The sequence below is a fragment of the Aurantimicrobium photophilum genome, from assembly GCF_003194085.1.
Classification (GTDB): Bacteria; Actinomycetota; Actinomycetes; order Actinomycetales; family Microbacteriaceae; genus Aurantimicrobium; species Aurantimicrobium photophilum.
The window spans coordinates 407820-422303 of the sequence record NZ_CP023994.1 but is presented as its reverse complement, the minus strand read 5'-3'; the positions used below and the strand labels follow the sequence as shown (position 1 = coordinate 422303).

13 protein-coding genes are annotated in these 14484 nt (G+C 46.8%); 4 read left to right on the top strand and 9 right to left on the bottom strand.

What is annotated here, in order from left to right; translation table 11 throughout:
• Positions 1 to 35: 35 nt before the first annotated feature.
• Genes AURMO_RS02175 through rfbA form a run of 3 tightly spaced genes read right to left on the bottom strand, consistent with a single transcriptional unit; the run spans position 36 to position 2516 of the window.
• Positions 36 to 776, bottom strand: coding sequence for an ABC transporter ATP-binding protein (locus AURMO_RS02175; protein WP_239406853.1), 741 nt, complete (start codon positions 774 to 776; stop codon positions 36 to 38).
• Positions 773 to 1648, bottom strand: a complete 876-nt coding sequence (locus tag AURMO_RS02170) for an ABC transporter permease (RefSeq protein WP_204163633.1) — start codon at positions 1646 to 1648, stop codon at positions 773 to 775. Before AURMO_RS02170 ends, AURMO_RS02175 begins: the two co-directional genes overlap by 4 nt.
• Positions 1635 to 2516 carry a glucose-1-phosphate thymidylyltransferase RfbA gene (gene rfbA / locus AURMO_RS02165; protein ID WP_110232945.1) on the bottom strand — a complete coding sequence of 294 codons (882 nt, stop codon included), beginning with the start codon at positions 2514 to 2516 and terminating at the stop codon, positions 1635 to 1637. The genes AURMO_RS02170 and rfbA overlap by 14 nt, the downstream gene beginning before the upstream one ends.
• A gap of 167 nt (positions 2517 to 2683) precedes the next feature.
• Here rfbA and AURMO_RS08895 point away from each other — a divergent pair, with 167 nt between their 5' ends.
• The gene (locus AURMO_RS08895) at positions 2684 to 3298 is read left to right on the top strand and encodes a hypothetical protein (RefSeq protein ID WP_162532645.1); all 615 of its coding nucleotides are present in this window, start codon (positions 2684 to 2686) and stop codon (positions 3296 to 3298) included.
• Here AURMO_RS08895 and AURMO_RS02160 read toward each other — a convergent pair.
• The gene (locus tag AURMO_RS02160) at positions 3295 to 5691 is read right to left on the bottom strand and encodes an FG-GAP repeat domain-containing protein (RefSeq protein WP_110232944.1); all 2397 of its coding nucleotides are present in this window, start codon (positions 5689 to 5691) and stop codon (positions 3295 to 3297) included. The genes AURMO_RS08895 and AURMO_RS02160 overlap by 4 nt on opposite strands.
• 238 nt (positions 5692 to 5929) lie before the next feature.
• Here AURMO_RS02160 and AURMO_RS02155 point away from each other — a divergent pair, with 238 nt between their 5' ends.
• From AURMO_RS02155 to AURMO_RS02145, 3 genes are read left to right on the top strand one after another with little or no spacing between them, the layout of a single operon-like run.
• Positions 5930 to 6538 (top strand): acyltransferase, encoded by a 609-nt coding sequence (locus AURMO_RS02155; protein WP_110232943.1) that lies wholly within the window; start codon positions 5930 to 5932, stop codon positions 6536 to 6538.
• Positions 6538 to 7614 carry a DegT/DnrJ/EryC1/StrS family aminotransferase gene (locus AURMO_RS02150; RefSeq protein WP_110232942.1) on the top strand — a complete coding sequence of 359 codons (1077 nt, stop codon included), beginning with the start codon at positions 6538 to 6540 and terminating at the stop codon, positions 7612 to 7614. The genes AURMO_RS02155 and AURMO_RS02150 overlap by 1 nt, the downstream gene beginning before the upstream one ends.
• Complete coding sequence (locus tag AURMO_RS02145; protein ID WP_110232941.1) at positions 7614 to 8594, top strand: Gfo/Idh/MocA family protein; 981 nt, start codon at positions 7614 to 7616, stop codon at positions 8592 to 8594. The genes AURMO_RS02150 and AURMO_RS02145 overlap by 1 nt, the downstream gene beginning before the upstream one ends.
• Here AURMO_RS02145 and AURMO_RS02140 read toward each other — a convergent pair.
• From AURMO_RS02140 to AURMO_RS02120, 5 genes are read right to left on the bottom strand one after another with little or no spacing between them, the layout of a single operon-like run.
• Entirely contained in the window at positions 8591 to 9658 is a 1068-nt protein-coding gene (locus tag AURMO_RS02140; protein ID WP_239406852.1) for a glycosyltransferase family 2 protein, read from the bottom strand. The two genes, AURMO_RS02145 and AURMO_RS02140, sit on opposite strands and share 4 nt — an antisense overlap.
• Before the next feature lie 3 nt (positions 9659 to 9661).
• Positions 9662 to 10927 carry a glycosyltransferase gene (locus tag AURMO_RS02135; protein ID WP_110232940.1) on the bottom strand — a complete coding sequence of 422 codons (1266 nt, stop codon included), beginning with the start codon at positions 10925 to 10927 and terminating at the stop codon, positions 9662 to 9664.
• Positions 10924 to 12081 carry a glycosyltransferase family 4 protein gene (locus tag AURMO_RS02130; protein WP_110232939.1) on the bottom strand — a complete coding sequence of 386 codons (1158 nt, stop codon included), beginning with the start codon at positions 12079 to 12081 and terminating at the stop codon, positions 10924 to 10926. The genes AURMO_RS02135 and AURMO_RS02130 overlap by 4 nt, the downstream gene beginning before the upstream one ends.
• Positions 12078 to 13286 carry a glycosyltransferase family protein gene (locus AURMO_RS02125; RefSeq protein WP_110232938.1) on the bottom strand — a complete coding sequence of 403 codons (1209 nt, stop codon included), beginning with the start codon at positions 13284 to 13286 and terminating at the stop codon, positions 12078 to 12080. Before AURMO_RS02125 ends, AURMO_RS02130 begins: the two co-directional genes overlap by 4 nt.
• Positions 13283 to 14386 (bottom strand): glycosyltransferase family protein, encoded by a 1104-nt coding sequence (locus AURMO_RS02120; RefSeq protein WP_110232937.1) that lies wholly within the window; start codon positions 14384 to 14386, stop codon positions 13283 to 13285. The genes AURMO_RS02125 and AURMO_RS02120 overlap by 4 nt, the downstream gene beginning before the upstream one ends.
• Positions 14387 to 14484 lie beyond the last annotated feature (98 nt).

The window sequence follows — 14484 nt, the reverse complement described above, 5'->3', positions numbered from 1 at the left end:
CAAAGTATCTCCTGTGACAATGAGAACATTCGGCATTATTTCTTTTCCCCTGAGTTTTTGAGGTAGGCATGCGTGACCGAACGGGCAGGACCTAGTTGCTGCAGTTTTCCTTTGTTAACCCAAGCGACTTGATCACACAAACCATTAACTGCATCCATGTCGTGGCTCACCAAAATTATCGTCGTTCCCTGGCGCTTGAGTTCACGAAATCTTTCAAAGCATTGTTCTTGGAATGCGGCATCTCCAACTGCAAGAACCTCATCAACCACGAGAATGTCCGGCTCAACGTGGATTGCAACAGAAAATCCTAGACGAACATACATTCCTGAGGAATAGTTTTTAACGGGTTGGTCAATGAATTCTCTGACGCCTGAAAATTCAACTATTTGCTCATAACGCTTTTCAATTTCCTTACGTTTCATGCCCAAAATAGAACCATTAAGGAAAATGTTTTCCCGCCCCGTTAATTCAGGGTGGAACCCAGAGCCCACTTCAAGTAACGCTGACATGCGGCCGAAGTATTCAATGTCACCTTCGTCTGGCCAGTAAATCTTGGCCAAAGTTTTCAGAAGAGTTGATTTCCCTGAACCATTTCCGCCGACTAGACCGAGCGTTGTTCCCTTTTCAACTTCTAGCGAGAAGTCACGGAGTGCCCAAAATTGGTCATATTTTGATACACGACCACGCATGAGTGCAGACTTGAGGCTTTGGTTGCGCTCCGAATAAATCCGAAATTTCTTTCCAAGATGGTCGACACGAACTGCAACTTCATTCACAGTAATTCCGCCAATCTTTTCTCATATCGAGCAAACAATGCGAGCCCAAATCCGAGCGCCAAAATACTCCAGCCAATGCAGCCCAACCAAATTTCCGCGGAAGGCATGCGGTTGTCATAGAGCAAATTGCGGAAGGCTGAGATATAACTGACCAGAGGATTGACTTCATAAAGTCCCAAGAGTGTTATGTTTGTGCCGAAAAGGCCACCTAAACGCTGGGACTGTGTCTCTACCAAAGAAATCGGATAAATGACCGGGGTGAGATAGAGCCAAATCTGAGTGAACACAGTTACAGCGTGTTCCACATCCCGAAAGTTCACATTTGTAATTGAAAAAATCAGTGCAATGCCAGCAGCAAAAAGGCCCAGTAGAGCCATAACTACTAGAACCAGAGGCAGCCATGGCAAAACAAAAGCCCCTGCAATGAGCAATGCAACAACCAGGACTCCCATTTCAAAGAGCCAGTTGAAACCAACAACTCCAACGAGTGAGAGTGGCATGATTGCCCGTGGGAAATAAACCTTTTGAATCAGGGGTGCATTAACTACAAGAACGCCTGTACCCATGTTCATGACTCTAGAAAAAAACATCCAAGGTAGAAGGCCGACCAAAAGCCACAAAGCATAGGACTTGAGACCACTTGGTTCGCCCTCTTGTAAAGGGAGTCTGAACAAAAATGAAAAAATAAATGTGTAAATCAGCATCGCTGCCAAAGGATTCGCAAGGGACCACAATTGGCCTAAAGCGGTTCGCTTATATTGGCCACGAATTTCACGAAGTGTCAGGTTATATAGGACTTCTCTAGCAGCCCAAATTGATGAAATATATTTGAAAGGCCCGATACGGGAATTACGAGCGTTATCGGACTTCACGATAATTTTCTATCAGTAAACCCTGAAGATACTCTCCGTAGCCGCTCTTCTTTAGAGGTTCTGCAAGTGAGGCCAGCTCGTTATCACTTACCCAACCATTACGCCAAGCGATTTCTTCAATACAGCCAATTTTGAAGCCCTGCCGTTGTTCAATTACTCGAACATATTCAGAAGCTTGAATCATGGAGTCAACTGTTCCGGTATCTAACCAGGCAACCGCGCGATCAAGAACTTGAACATTAAGTGAGCCTTGCTTCAAATAATTCTCATTGACAGATGAGATTTCTAACTCACCCCGGTCGCTGGGTTTAATCGATTTGGAAACATCAATTACTGAATTGTCATAAAAATAGAGCCCCGGCACGGCGTAGTTACTCTTTGGATCGGCAGGCTTTTCTTCAATTGAGATAGCACGATTTTCTGAATCAAACTCCACAACTCCGTATGCAGAGGGTTCTGCAACATGCGCAGCAAAAATAAGTGCGCCTTTAATATCGTGGTTGTTTGCAAGTGCAGTTCCAAGCCCTGCACCATGGAAAATGTTGTCACCCAGTACCAACGCTACTGAATCCTCACCAATGAATTGTTCTCCAATGATGAATGCTTGAGCGAGGCCATCTGGGCTTGGTTGAACTTCGAAAGAAAAGCTCATGCCGAGTTGAGAACCATCGCCTAATAGTCCTCTGAATTGCTCTAAGTACTCTGGGGTTGTGATGATGAGGATGTCTTTAATCCCAGCCATCATCAAGGTAGACAAGGGATAGTAGATCATCGGCTTGTCGTAAATGGGCATTAGTTGCTTAGAAATACCTTTGGTTATCGGCCACAAACGCGTACCAGAACCGCCTGCGAGAATAATGCCTTTCATTATGAATCGAGTCCCATCGATAGGTGAGAACCACTTCTTGAAGCAAGATTCTTGTGCACGGTTTCCCCTACTGCGGATTCTGATGTGGCAATAATGATAAAAGTCTACCCGAGCAGGAAAGTTACGAAGCCTAGACTGAATACACGATCTAACAGTTGGGGATAGAAATGCAACGAAGCAAGATTTGGGTTCTAACATTCGCTGGAATAATTGCTGTCTCATTAACTTCCTGCTATCAAGAGGTGCCTACCACCACTTCATCGGAATCGGTGAAGGCAACGAAGCCTACAAATGCTTCAAAGATTGAAACGCCCACTTCAACGAACAGCAACATAGATGGAAAGTTGCAGCCAGATCCTTCAGGAAACATCAACTGCGAAGCTGTCCTAACTCCTCAAGCGCTGTATGAACTTAATCCAAACCTTGCCCTTATTCCAGATGTCCGCCTTGGTCTGACCCCAGCAACAAAAGAAATCGAGTCTTTAGGTGGGATAGCCTGCCAAATCAGCAACCTTAGTTCAACAAGTGAAACTGAGATAGCTATTGTCAAACTCACCACAAATAGTGCTGCCTTTAAATCCGCAGCGCTTTCGTCGGCAGGGATATATACACCTCAGGAAATTGGAGAAGACTTAGTCAGTTATTTCAATTTCTCAGAAGGTATTGGGCAATTGCAATTTGTCTACAAGAATTATTGGGTGGCAATTGCATCTTTGAGTATTAGCGATGGGTTACAAGCCTCGGCACTAGCCGGAATAGTCAAGGCAAACGTTCCAAATTAGCCAAGCCATGCAATGGTATTCCAACCGACACCAATAGGCGTCTGGGAAAGCCAGCCAGCTCTTCCATTTCCCGCATAAAGGCGAAGTGTGCCGTTGGGATCACGGGTAAGTAGGTCTGTTTTTCCATCTCCGGAGAAATCACCTGGACTCATCAAGAATGAATAACCCTGCCATCCCCAGCCAATTTGTGAAGGTGTTCCCCAACCGCTTGCACCATTGCTTGGGTATAGCCATAATTTCCCTGCATTGTCGCAAGAGATGATGTCAGGAAGTCCGTCACCACTGAAGTCTCCGGCATACAAGATTGAGCTCATCGTATTCCAACCAGAACCAACCTGAATCCGAGTCAACCAGCCCCCGCTTCCATTGCCGGGATATAACCAAAGTGAACCGGAATTATCTCTCGAAAGTAGGTCAGAATGTCCATCTCCCGACATGTCCCCAACTCCGATAATGAGGTTCATAATGTTCCAACCAGAACCTATAGAGGACAAAGCTGAGACGTTGGACTGGGAGTCAATACTAAAAATGCTCAAAGTGCCGTTGGCATCTTTGATCATAAAATCTCTCGTGCCATCTTCATTAAAGTCACCCACACTGGTCATGCCCTGTCCCATGGACCAATTCGAAGCTAGCTTCCGAGGAGCAAGCCAGGCACCCGCTTTGTTCCCAGGGTAAAGCCAGAGCTCTTGTGAAGTATTGACTGCTAGAACATCTCTCGTTCCATCTCCATTGAGGTCACCTGCACCAGCTGGTTCAACAAAAGGGCCAGTGCTTGCTGTTCCTACACCAAAAATGGTGTCCATTCCTTGCCAGCCAACACCAATTTGTTTCCCTGATTTAAAACCTGCGAGTCCGTTTCCGCTGTAGAGGTAGAGTCCGCCATTGTTGTGGCGCCCCATTACATCTGGAATTCCATCCCCATCAAAATCTCCAGGTCCGCTAATTGAGGTCATACCCTGCCAACCCCAACCCATTTGTATGGGCATCTTCCAGAGTCCACCTCCTGCAGAGGGGTATAACCAGAGCTCTCCTGAGGCATTTCTTCCGATGAGATCTACAAGTCCGTCAGAGTTCATATCTCCCGCGCCGAAAATAGCGGTAAATCCTGTCCAGCCGTTACCAATTTTCTTTGGAGGAGCAATCCTTCCGTGACCTAGTCCAGAATAAAGCCAGAGATCACCTGCTTGATCCCGAGCAATAAAGTCAGGAACACCATTGCCGTCAAAATCCCCAGGACTAATCAGGAAAGTTTGAGGGGAAAGTCCATTGGCTACCTGAACACGTGACGACCACCCCATTAAGCCATTTGACGGGTAAAGCCAAACTGTTCCTGCAGAATCGATGCCGACCACATCACGATTACCATCACCGCTGATGTCGCCGGTGCCAATGAGTGAGTTCAGTCCTTGCCACCCGACTCCTACTTTGGTTGGGGGGAACCAACTCCCGTTTCCCGTACCGGGATATATCCAAAGATCTCCCGCTGAATCTCTCGCGAAAACACCAGAGCTAAACGATGAAGGTATTTGAGTGGATCCAAACCAAGAAGTGAAGATTCTCCAGAAATTTCTATTTCCGTATGCCGAGCATGAATCACCAAATCCGCTTATGTTCGCAAGCGCTGCTGCATTGGGCTGATATGGCGTGTAGTAATACAGAGCAGCCGTCGCACGGTTTTGAATTAATACTGGGGTGGAGCCACAAGCGGCGTTGGGGTGAAACCTGACGTTTGTATAAGCGCCGACAGGGTACCAATTGAATTCTTGAGTGCCATAAACCTGTAATTGTCGAGCTGCTGAATAAACTTGTCGGAAGAATCCAGCGCTAGTTGCAGAGCATGGGGCAGTGTCGGGGCAATTGAAGCCAGTTGCACTTGAAATTTGTGAAGCAGCCGGGAAAGAATCTGAAATAAGCTGTTGTTCTTTTTCAAGCAAAACAAGCAAAGCTTTCTGGCTGACGTTACAGGACACACCTACCCGGTAAATGATTTCAGCTGCAGAAAGAGTTCCCCCAGTTAGGGCGGCGCAATAAGCATCTCCTGTGAGATTGGGAACCGACTCGACGTAGTCTTTGATGCAGCTGTTTGCAAGAAGAACTTGGCCGCCTCCGGGGAAAGTGTAAATTCCACCGGCAGGCTTTCCTGGGTCGTTAAGAGTGCACCTCGGCACTTGTGAATTCAAAAAATTCTGTATGTCAGCAGGGGCTAGTGACAGGCCGTTAAACATAACTGCATCACTAATGATATTTCCGGGATTGAAATCACTTGGAGAAAGTGCTTGTGCCTTAGAGCTAGGTCCCAAGAAAACAATGAAAGCGGCAGCCAAAGTGGCAACACTCGATAGCGCGATCGACCTAAGGAAGCCGCGGACCTGATTTCGTGTCCCCTTCACAGAACCAGAATAGTCTCAAGTTTCACTTGAAGCTTGGATTTGACTGTGAAACACACCCAATTTGTTTTCGAAAAGTGTTAGCCCCCTGGTTTGTAATGCATTTCTCACCATTAATTTATTGAATGCCAAGGTGCGTTTCAAAGGTTTAAATCACGGCGAGGTAAGTCAATCAAAAACCCAAATCGGATACGATAGAGACTCGTTACTTCAACAAGTAACATCCTTGACTTGGAGAAATATGGCTACCCCAGAGGGCTATACGCACCCCACTGCAGATGTTGCAGAAAATGCCTCAATCGAATCTGGTGCAAAGGTTTGGCACTACGCACAAGTTCGCGAAAACGCGGTAATCGGCGCGAACTCAATTGTGGGGCGAGGAGCTTATGTCGGCACAGGTGTGCAAGTTGGAGAGAATTGTAAAATTCAGAATTACGCTCTCGTGTACGAACCAGCAAAATTAGCAAAGGGTGTATTCATTGGACCTGCGGTAGTTCTAACTAATGATCATTTTCCCCGGGCAATAAATGCTGATGGATCTCAGAAATCAGCAGCTGACTGGAAGCCAGTCGGTGTAGAAATTTTAGAGGGGGCATCAATTGGAGCAAATAGTACCTGTATTGCACCTATTGTTATCGGCAGATGGGCACTTGTGGGTGCTGGCTCTGTAGTGGTTAAAGATGTTCCTGATTTTGCCCTCGTTGTAGGTAGCCCTGCAAAGAGAATTGGCTGGGTTGGTACCGCAGGACATCCTCTGCGCTCAGTTGATAACAATGAATGGATTTGTCCAGTAACACATGCTCGTTACCGTGAGGTCGAGCCAAACAAACTAGTTGAGATTGAGGCGTAATGATTCCTGCAGCTAACCCAATTATTGGAAAAGAAGAGCGACGAGCTGTAGATCGTGTTCTCCGCAGCGGTGGACTTGCTCAAGGTCCTGAAGTAGCAGCTTTCGAAAAAGAATTTTCTCACCATGTCGACGGTCGCCACTCAGTAGCGCTTAATTCAGGTACTTCAGCACTTCACATGGCCTTCATCGCTGCGGGAATCAAGGCTGGTGACGAAGTTATTGTCCCGTCATTTAGCTTCGCAGCAACTGCAAATTCAGTAGCTCTCACTGGTGCAACTCCGGTTTTTGTTGATATCGAAGAGAATCACTTCAATCTTGACCCGAGCAAAATTGAAGCAGCAATTACCAAGCGAACTCGCGCAATTATGCCTGTTCACCTTTATGGTCATCCTGCGAACATGGTTGCAGTCAATGAGATTGCGGAAAAGCACGGGTTGCTAGTTTTCGAGGACGCCGCACAGGCCCATGGGGCAAAGATTAATGGAATCCCTGTTGGCGCTTGGGGACTTGCAGCAAGTTTCTCCTTTTACCCCACCAAGAACATGACAAGCGGCGAAGGTGGAATGGTAACTACTCCTTCAGATGAATTAGCCAGAATGGTTAAGGTTCTTCGCAACCAGGGAATGGAAATTCGCTATCAGAACGAAGTCGTCGGTTTCAACACTCGAATGACTGACATTCACGCGGCAATTGGCCGTGAGCAGCTGAAGAAATTGCCAAAATGGACGGAACAGCGTCAATCCAACGCCGCGTTCCTCAACGCAAACTTGGAAGGTGTAGTCACTCCATCTACTGCTCCCGGAATGGAACATGTTTTCCACCAGTACACAATAAAGGTCGTCGACACAGATCGTGATGCATTTGCTGCTGAACTAACTAAGCGCGGAGTGGGAAATGGTGTTTACTACCCCACACCAATTCACCGCCTTCCTTCTTTCCAGTTGGAGCTAGATCTTCCTGCAACGGAGCGAATTGCGCAGCAAGTTCTTTCGCTGCCTGTGCATCCAGCTCTCAAAAAACGCGACTTGGAAACAATCGTTAAGGTTGTTAACTCAGTTGCTAAGGCAGGAAGCTAATGACACTTCGCGCTGGAGTTCTCGGTCTTGGAGTAATGGGTCGCCACCACAGCAGAATTCTAAACAATCTTGAGGGAGTCGATTTCCTTGGAGTTTACGATCCTGCGGATTCAGTAGGACCAACTGTTGAGGGCAAGCCTGTCTACAAAAACCTTGATGAGTTTTTAGATCTTGGCTTCGACTACTGCGTTGTAGCAGCTCCAACCATCTATCACCTAGATATCGGAAAAGCACTGGCAGAGCGTGGTATCCACGCACTCATTGAGAAGCCAGTAGCCTCAACAACTGTTGCCGCGGGAGAACTTCGTGATTTGTTCGCCAGCAAAGATTTAATTGGTGGAGTAGGACACATCGAGCGCTATAACCCAGCTGTCCAATCTGCCCGCAAGCGCCTCGAGGATGGAATCCTCGGTGAGATATATCAAATTAGCACTCGTCGCCAAGGACCCTTCCCCGGAAGAATTGCTGATGTTGGGGTTATTAAGGATTTAGCCTCCCACGATATAGATCTCACAGCCTGGGTGAGCCAGCAAAAGTTTGTCAGCGTCAACGCGCGAACAGCCCACCAAAGTGGCCGAGACCACGAAGATATGTTGGTGGCTGTCGGGACGTTGAGCGGGGGAACCATAACCTCACACACAGTCAACTGGCTCACCCCTTTCAAGGAGCGGACCACTGTCATTACTGGAGAAAAGGGGGGTCTTGTTATCGACACTCTGACAGCTGACCTCACTCATTTCCAGAACGGAACCTTCGGTGAATCTTGGTCTGGAGTAGCGGCCTTCCGAGGCGTTGCCGAAGGCGATGTCACACGATTCGCATTAGATAAAAAAGAGCCACTTGCTGCAGAGCATGAAGCATTTAGGGATGCGGTACTGACAGGGGACGTCTCCCACATCGTTACCCTCGCTGAAGGAACAGATGTTGTGCGAATTGCCGAAGAAATGGCTCAGGATGGGCTCAATAGCCGTCTTTCCTAAACGAAATAGCCACCAATATAGGTCCTCAAGGGAGCTTGGCTATGAAAAATTCGTAGAGGATTTTTTGTCACTAAAACATCAACTGAACGGTAATTCCATCTTTTCGAGATGAGTTCCATCATTTTTTCGGTTGAGAGGCTGTTTTGCAGAATCCCAGTAAACACCTGGTGGTCAAGAATTGAAAGATATTTCTCGGCACCTCCCGACCAACTACTGATGTAGTTTGCTACGTGCGCCAAGGCTTCACGTTCAGAAGCGATGAAACCTGACTTCGCTCTGTTCACTACAGCATCGAACAAATGGCCTCTAATCATCTTTATGCCAACCGCAGAGCGTTCACCTTCTGTCGCAGTCTTCCCCCACGTTGATTCAAAAATAAGTTCAAGAAATGCGAAGTCTTCTGAAATCGGTCGGGGGGCAGAAGTCACTCGGTCATCTGCATCCGCATGCACGAGGTATGCCGGACCGGTTCGGTCAAATGCAATATTTTTCCCTGTAAACCAGAGTTCAGTTACGTAGGGTAGGTCCTCACCAGAGGCTAAATTTGCCGCAAACCTTAATTGTGGAAACTTTTCCCTCGAAAGAAGTCCAAGGGGAGCACTTCTGTATGACAACCGATCTTTAACTGGATCTAGATTGAATCTGCGTCGAGGTCTGGCAGGCGGAGATGGAACTAGCCCTCCGCCAACGTTTCGAATCTGGGCAATAACAAAGTCAGCGCGACCTTCTGACTGAACATGTAGCCAGGAATCAATCGCACCGGCTTGAAATTCATCATCACTACCCATCACCGCAACAAACTTTGCAGTGCAGTGATCTAGGCCAAAGTTCATCGGGCCAGCAGGGCTCGCAATTCCGTCTTCTAAATGGAGCAATCGAACCCGAGGGTCATTGACCAATGCGCCAAGGTTATCCGAAATGACTTTCTCACTGATGTTGTGAGCGACTACATTGACACGAACCGCTGCATCGGTGTGGTCGAGAACAGACGACACTGCACGCGAAATTGGGCGTGTTTGTGAATGAACTGGGATAACCACATCAACTAATGGAGTGCTCATCATTTTTCAATCGTCTTTCGCTAAAGGTTGTTCTTGGCTATCTGCAATCCAGTGTGTCTCCAACACCTTCGAACTGTATTTACCACTGTGTATCGCGCGAGCAAACTCGTAGCCATCACGAGCAATTTGTTGGAAAGAATCTCTGTTCAAGCAAATTTCTCTGAGGACTTTGGCCAGGGTAGAGGGAGTTGCTTCTACTATAGGAAGTTTGCGTCCCGTCTGAGACATCACAATTGATCGCACTTCTTGAGCGACATGTCCAACGACAACTCTTCCTGTCGACATTGCTTCTACAGCTGCGACTCCGTATGAACCGATTCTGAATTGATCCAAAACGATATCCGCCGCGGCAATAACCTTCGGCATTTCGAAGGCTGGTACACCGTGAAGAGCCTGGTAATCAATTAATCCTTCACTATCAAGACTCATGAGTGTGTCATGGATTAAATGCGTTCCTTTGATATTCCCCATACTCGGAATGTGCGCAACGACAGGTCTGGTTTTCTTCAACGGCTCTTGAGTGGGAAGCCAAACCCCGGTATCTACAACAACAGGGCACCAATGCGCTTCAGGTAGGTCGAGAAGTAGGTCTGGAGTGGAGACAAAAGTCGGAACTTGAAGGTCTGCAATGAGTTTGAGGTTGGCATCAACCTCTTTTTGATGTTGGGTCGCTAGTCGAACCTCATCAACATAGGGAGACCATTCAGTCAATGAAACATGCTTCATTGGAGATCGCACATCTGTTCCATGGCAAATCAAAGCAACTGAAACTTCAGCGCTAATGAGTGCGTTCACTTCTTTTTTGACATTGCGATGAAACAAGCTTCCGAATAATGGCCGCTCTGCCTCATAGAGCACATGTGTAAAAGATTGGACTGCCTCAAGTTCTTTTCTCTGCCACTTACCTGAACGGTTATAGGCTGAAATTGAAGCTTTAGAATCTGTAGGAAACTGAAAGCTCCCGGGAAGTTCAATTTCAAGATTGCATGCTTTGAGATTCGGATTTGATGCTTCTAAAGCCCTAGACCAGGCGTATCCCTGCCCCGCATAGTTTGTAGGTCCGATAAACAGCCTGATTGACGATTTTGGAACTTGAGTAACGACAGGAGCTGCTTGAGTAGCCAACAAAAGTGAGTCGACAATTCTCGCAAGAATTCCATCTGGCCTTTTTGCAACATCGTCAATAAGTACATTGACAAATTTGGGAATCTTGCTTCGATTGCTCATCAACTGAGCTGCGATACTTGATAATTTTGTCGAGAATGAGGTCATGATTTAGTCGCCCGGTGAATAGAACTCACAATGTTTCTGGCAATGACGTCAATGGAGAAATGTCCTCTCGACCAATGGCTTAAAGTTTTTCGACCCTTAGGAGAAAGAGGTGACTGTGCGACAAGAGTCATCGCTTCGAGTACTTGCAGAGAATCAAAATCAACAGAAACCCCCGATGAAAGGCTCGCATCGATTCTCCTCATGAACTGATGAGTTGGTCCAGCCCCCGAAAAAATGACAGGACAGCCAGCAGCTAATGATGCATAAATCTTGGTTGTAAATGCATATTCATAGCCTGTTCCTGGCTTCAAACTTGCGAGTGAAGCAACTGCTCCGTTGAGGATGTCGTTGAGCTCTTCCGGAGGTACAGGATTTCTGAACTCTATAGCGTCAAGTGCGAGATCAGATGCCAGCTGTTCAAGAACATTTCGTTCCGAACCATTTCCCACAAATATGAGCTTGAATGAGGGATTCAGGCGAGAAAATTCTGAAAATGCCTGAATGAAAACTGATGCCCCGTGAGGTTCTGAATAAGTGCCCGCATAGACAAAGTATTTTTGAGCGTCAGATTCTTTTTGGTCAAAATGAAAAATTTCTGTGTCAACACCGAAACCTACAACTGTGACATCAGTATTGACACCTAGCTCCTTTAGCCTTTTTTCTACACCCGTCGAAATTGTGAATATCTCACGGGCACCCTGTAACGAAAAAAGTTCTATTTTGCGCAAAATAGAAAGTACGAATCGATTACTCGTAGCCAAGGCTGCGGCATCTGACCAAATATCTGCAGCGTCATAAAAATATGGTTTTCGCTTTAGCCAAGCCACGAGCCTCATCACAGCCCCAGAAGTAGGAGGCGGTTCAATGAAATAAAGATCCGGACGTTGGCGAAACAACAGTCTAAAAAACAAAGGAATATCAAAAGACATATATGGGAGGTACCCACGGAGATATCCGCTTCGGTCGCGGAGAACCGGAGCGCGCGAAATGGAGAAACCTTCAGGGGTAATTTCTTTCTGCCCTCGAGGTAGCGAGGAAGTTATGACTTCGACTTCATCACCTGCGGCAACAAATGCCCGTGCCACAGCTTCAAGCATGAAAGATGCAGCGGCAGGTTCTGGAGAGAAAATTCTGCTGGCAATGATTACCTTCACGAGTTCTCCTGATTTGCGTGTGAGAACTTATTTTCAGCGAAAAGGAAGTTTCGTTCTAGAACTCTTCTGGAAAAAGCTCCATCATGAACGTAATTGATGAATGAGGGGCCCTGTGCTGCAATTTCAGAATAATGTTCAGAGTTCAAGGCAATATTCCTCAATACCTGCTCAATGTTGTCAATATTTGCCTCAACGATTGGGAGGGATAGCCCAGTCTCTTGGACAATGAGTTCTCGTGCTTGCTTGCTGACGTGAGAAACAACCAATCGGCCTGCCGCCATGGCTTCACACGCAGCAACTCCGTAATCGCCCAATCTGAACTGATCCAGAACTATGTCACAGTTTCCAAAAATCTTTGGCATCTCTTCATGCGTAACTCCTGATACCTGGATGTACTCGATGATTTCTTCGTTGTGTAAACGAGTGAGTGCCTCAGAAATTTCTGCTGTTCCCTTAACTAAAGGATTAGAAGGGATATGCACAACTTTTAGTCGCGTTCTCTTTAATACTGGTTGAGATGTTGCCCAACGCGATGGATCAATAACCACTGGAAGCAAATGAGCATAAGGAACATCCAGCAACAAGCCAGGAGTTGAAACAAATGTTGGGGCATCAATCTCATCAAGTAACTGGCGGTTTTTCACCATGACTTTTTCAAGTTTTTCAACGGGGACCCAGTCATCGTTAACAAACGGAGACCATGGCTCCAATTCTTTATGGCGACTAGGGAGTCGAATGTCAGAGCCGTGGCAGACCATTGCGACGTTTACTCCCCCGGCGCGTAATGCTTCAACCTGTTTGAGAACGTTCTCGCCAAACATTCCGCCGAGGGGTGGGAACTCAGCTTCGATAATCACGTGCGTGAAATTGCTTGTGAGCGTCTCTAATTGTTCACGTTGCCACTTCCGAGAATGGGTTACTGTCCTCCACCTAACGGGGAAATCGACGTCATACCCAAAGGGGTTTATCTCTGCATAAACCATGTTTCTCGCTGAGATATTTTCATTTTGTTCCAAAGCTCTAGCCCAGCGATAACCTTGTCCCGCGTAATTTGCGGGTGCAATAAATACGCGAAAAGCTTTACTCTGATCACAACTAGCAGGTGCAGGAATTTCATTTCCGCTAACTCGGTCAACCGTGGATGCGATGAAATCTTGAGCAAATTTGGGAATTAACTTCCATATTTTTTCAAGTGTGGGGTTCACTGAGAGATACCCCCAACTATGGATTCTTTCTGGACCGGCCTTATCCAATTATTCATCAATATCTCAGCGCTCAAAGCACCGTCATGTAACCGTGAAGCATATTTGCCGCCAGCAGACTTAAGCTCATCCATTTTCAATGGATGAGCAACCAAATTAATTAAAACTGATTCCAGGTTGTCTGGTGTTGCTTCGATAATGGGAAGCTCCAGTCCGGTGTGACCCTGAATCAGTTCACGGACTTCCGGAATAATGTGTCCGATGACGACTTTATGAGCCGCCATGGCTTCTACTGCCGCGACACCATAGGATCCCAACCGGAACTGATCCAAAACAACATCAGCCCAAGAAATTTCTTCTGGCATCAGCCGGGATGGAATACCTCGAAGTTCTCGATATTCAATGATTCCTTGTTGATGAAGTTTGTTCAGAGCCGGTTCGATGAGATGTGTCCCCTTTATTGTCTGCACACTTGGTGCATGGACAACACGAATTGGGCCTGGTCTCCTGGTAGTTTCCCTGAGTGTCGACCATTTTTCTATTTCGACTACTACTGGGCACCATTTCGCGTTGGGCAAATCAAGAAGTAAATCTGGCGTCGACACAAACACAGGGCTGCCGATTGAGTTCAAGAAATCTACATTTTTTGTCGCGAGTGCATTCAGGCGATTGATGTACAAAGTTGGGTCTAGATATGGAGACCATTTCGTTCTCTTCGCATGTTTATCTGGGATACGAACATCTGTTCCGTGCGCTATGTATGCCACGCTCACACCGCGATTATTGAGAAAAACTGACTCTTTTTCAACAGATCGTTGGAACAGACGTCCAACAAGAGGCTCTTCCGCCTCGACTAATACGTGACTGAACTTAGACAATGCCTCAATCTGAGCTTTTTGCCAACGTGAGGAGCGCTGATAGAAATCCATTGGGATTATCACATCAGAAGGAAAGTTGAAGCCACCAGGGACCTCAATTGCGAAAGTGGAAGTTGAAACTTCTGGATATTTTTTGGAGAGGGATTTAGCCCACAAAGTGCCCTGGTTTGAATAGTTCACAGGACCTATTGCAACGGTAAACAGATTCTTACCGCTCTTCGACACATCCGGGAGTGGCCCACGCGGCCTGTATCTCAAGGATGCAAGCCTTCCAATTAATCCTGATGGGTTATCAGCGACTGAATCTATGGCAGTGTTCAACC

What these genes read in the sequence shown, in the direction of transcription:
- rfbA (WP_110232945.1), bottom strand. Translation starts at nt 2,516, where the DNA reads ATGAAAGGCATTATTCTCGCAGGCGGTTCTGGTACGCGTTTGTGGCCG.
- AURMO_RS08895 (WP_162532645.1), top strand. Translation starts at nt 2,684, where the DNA reads ATGCAACGAAGCAAGATTTGGGTTCTAACATTCGCTGGAATAATTGCT.
- AURMO_RS02155 (WP_110232943.1), top strand. Translation starts at nt 5,930, where the DNA reads ATGGCTACCCCAGAGGGCTATACGCACCCCACTGCAGATGTTGCAGAA.
- AURMO_RS02150 (WP_110232942.1), top strand. Translation starts at nt 6,538, where the DNA reads ATGATTCCTGCAGCTAACCCAATTATTGGAAAAGAAGAGCGACGAGCT.
- AURMO_RS02145 (WP_110232941.1), top strand. Translation starts at nt 7,614, where the DNA reads ATGACACTTCGCGCTGGAGTTCTCGGTCTTGGAGTAATGGGTCGCCAC.
- AURMO_RS02140 (WP_239406852.1), bottom strand. Translation starts at nt 9,658, where the DNA reads ATGATGAGCACTCCATTAGTTGATGTGGTTATCCCAGTTCATTCACAA.
- AURMO_RS02135 (WP_110232940.1), bottom strand. Translation starts at nt 10,927, where the DNA reads ATGACCTCATTCTCGACAAAATTATCAAGTATCGCAGCTCAGTTGATG.